Annotated in this window: 2 protein-coding genes; both read left to right on the top strand. The window is 42.1% G+C overall.

The features are described 5' to 3' along the window. Nucleotides 1-89 precede the first annotated feature (89 nt). The gene (gene trpA / locus AAF462_11660) at nt 90-911 is read left to right on the top strand and encodes a tryptophan synthase subunit alpha (protein MEM7009779.1); all 822 of its coding nucleotides are present in this window, start codon (nt 90-92) and stop codon (nt 909-911) included. Between the two features lie 4 nt (nt 912-915). Beyond that, entirely contained in the window at nt 916-2244 is a 1329-nt protein-coding gene (locus tag AAF462_11655) for a DHH family phosphoesterase (protein MEM7009778.1), read from the top strand. Nucleotides 2245-2341: the final 97 nt, after the last annotated feature.

Genomic DNA, 2341 nt, shown 5'->3' with positions numbered 1-2341 from the left:
GGCCATATATGAACAAAGTCCAGCTTAAGATGCGAGTGATTAGTGGCCTTTATCTCCAAAAAACAATAAAACTAAAACAATAAAAACTCATGAATAGAATAAAAACTAAGTTCGAAGAACTTAATGGAAACGGAAGAATTGCATTAGTAACTTATATAACTGCTGGGGATCCGTCTTTAGACATTACGCAAGAAATTGTACTAAAACTCGAGGAGAGCGGCGCGGACATCATAGAGCTTGGTATACCATTTTCAGATCCGATGGCCGACGGCCCTGCAATACAACTTGCCTCAGAGAGAGCTCTTGATGGCGGCACAACTCTAGCAGATGTCCTACAGACTGTTCGCAATATCAGAAAAGTATCTCAAGTGCCAATAATACTATTTGGCTATTACAACCCGTTTTTTCACTACGGCGTTGAGAAATTCTCGCAAGACGCAGCAGAAGCAGGAGCAGACGGAGTTTTGGTTGTTGATCTTCCGCCTGAAGAGGCGCCTGAATTTAAAATTCATACCGATAAAAAGGGCCTAGACCTTGTTTTTCTACTAGCTCCCACCAGCACATCAGAGAGAATTGATCTTGTCTCTGATAACGCAAGTGGGTTTGTATACCTCGTCTCAGTGACTGGTGTAACGGGAGTAAGGCCTGATTTGAATTATTCGCTTGATAAATTAGCTGATCAGATTAAGTCTACAACGGGTCTTCCTGTTGGTGTTGGCTTTGGAGTTTCCTCTCCTGATCAGGTCAAGGTAATAGCCCAATATGCAGATGCTGTCATAGTGGGAAGCGCAATTGTGAGAATCATCGAAGAGCACGGAAGAGATAAGGATCAGCTTTTAGACAACTTATCTTCCTTTGTTAGCGACTTAAGCAGCGCATGCGATAGACAAGACTTAAAGAAGGCAAAGTAGGAAGATGGAGAAAGAGCTCAAAAGGTATTTATTTATCGGAGAATTTGATTCTCTCTTGCTTGGCCTTTTTTCAAAGCGCGGCGAGGTGGTTTATGTCAGCTCACTTGACGAAGCGCTTAATCAGACAGGTCATTTTTCACTAATCATCCTTGAGAACAACTTTTTCACTCCAAGAATATCAAAAAAACTAACCAAGCAGTATCCAGAAATTCCTATAATCGTAAGTAATGGCGATGAGCATAAAGAGCCACCTCCCTCAGTAAGGTTTGTAGCCTTTCATAGCCTGCTCTCGGAGCAGATCGAGCGTGAGGAAAAGCTTGCTATGACAGAGCTAAGAGTTGAAGAGCTTCGCCAAGCTCATGGTGGAGCAAAAAAGCTGTTAATACTTCTTCATGATCACCCTGATCCTGATTCAATTGCCAGCGCGCTTGCACTTAGGACACTTCTTAAAAGAAATAAACAAACAGCAATTATTGGACATTTGGGAGAGAAGATATCACGCCCTGAGAACGTGGCCATGATTGAACTTTTGGAGATCGAGCTTGAAGCACTTTCATTTAAGAAGCTCAAGGAATTTGATTCGATTGCACTTGTCGACGTTCAGCCGCCATTCTTTGGGGGAAAAGAGATTCCAAATGTTGATACAGTGATCGATCATCATCCTTTAGTGGGTTCTTATGAAGCTAAATTTAAAGAGATAAGAGCCGAAGAGGGAGCTACTTCTACAATTCTTACAAAGTACCTTAGAGCAGCTCAGGTTGATATATCAGAGCGTCTTGCCACGGCTCTCTTATATGGAATTAAAACTGATACTATTACACTTAACCGTGATGCTAACCCCGATGATGTTGAGGCTTTCACATTTCTATATCCTCACGCTAACCTGGCACTGCTTAGAAGAATTGAGCGCGCAGAGGTTCCACCGTCCGAGATAAAATCCCTTGGCCAAGCGCTCGCTGATCACTGGATCAGTGATGGAATATTCTTTGTCAATGTGGGCAGAGTTGAAAGAGAATATCTTATACCAAAGATGTCAGATTTCGGCATTCAGGTAAAAGGTATTGAGTGGTCGGTGGCATTTGGTATTCAGGGTAACTCCCATCTAATTATATCTGTCAGAAATGTAGGCTATGTTAAAAGCGCCGGTCGCTTAGTTAGAGAGCTGTTCTCAGAGATTGGCAGCGCCGGAGGGCATAGATCGGCCGCAAAGGCAGTTATATCGCTTAGCAAAGTTCGAAAAACAATAGGAAAGGGCTCTCAGGATAAGATCAAAAAGTGGCTTACCGATATTTTCACAAAAGCTGTTAATGAAAAACCTGAAGATGAGAATTGATATAAAAACTCCCCTGAACAGATGACCATCCATTCAGAGGAGTTAGTTTTCAAATATTGTTTTGTTTAGTTAGTTTGCTTCTAGCTTAGTCCTTCTT

It is taken from the genome of Thermodesulfobacteriota bacterium, assembly GCA_039028315.1.
Classification (GTDB): Bacteria; Desulfobacterota_D; UBA1144; order Nemesobacterales; family UBA2774; genus CR02bin9.
The sequence above is the reverse complement of the archived record's forward strand: the minus strand, read 5'-3'. Positions and strand labels throughout refer to the sequence as shown.

Bases quoted from the DNA above. Each gene is read 5' to 3' on its own strand.
- AAF462_11655 (MEM7009778.1), top strand. From the start codon at position 916: ATGGAGAAAGAGCTCAAAAGGTATTTATTTATCGGAGAATTTGATTCT.
- trpA (MEM7009779.1), top strand. From the start codon at position 90: ATGAATAGAATAAAAACTAAGTTCGAAGAACTTAATGGAAACGGAAGA.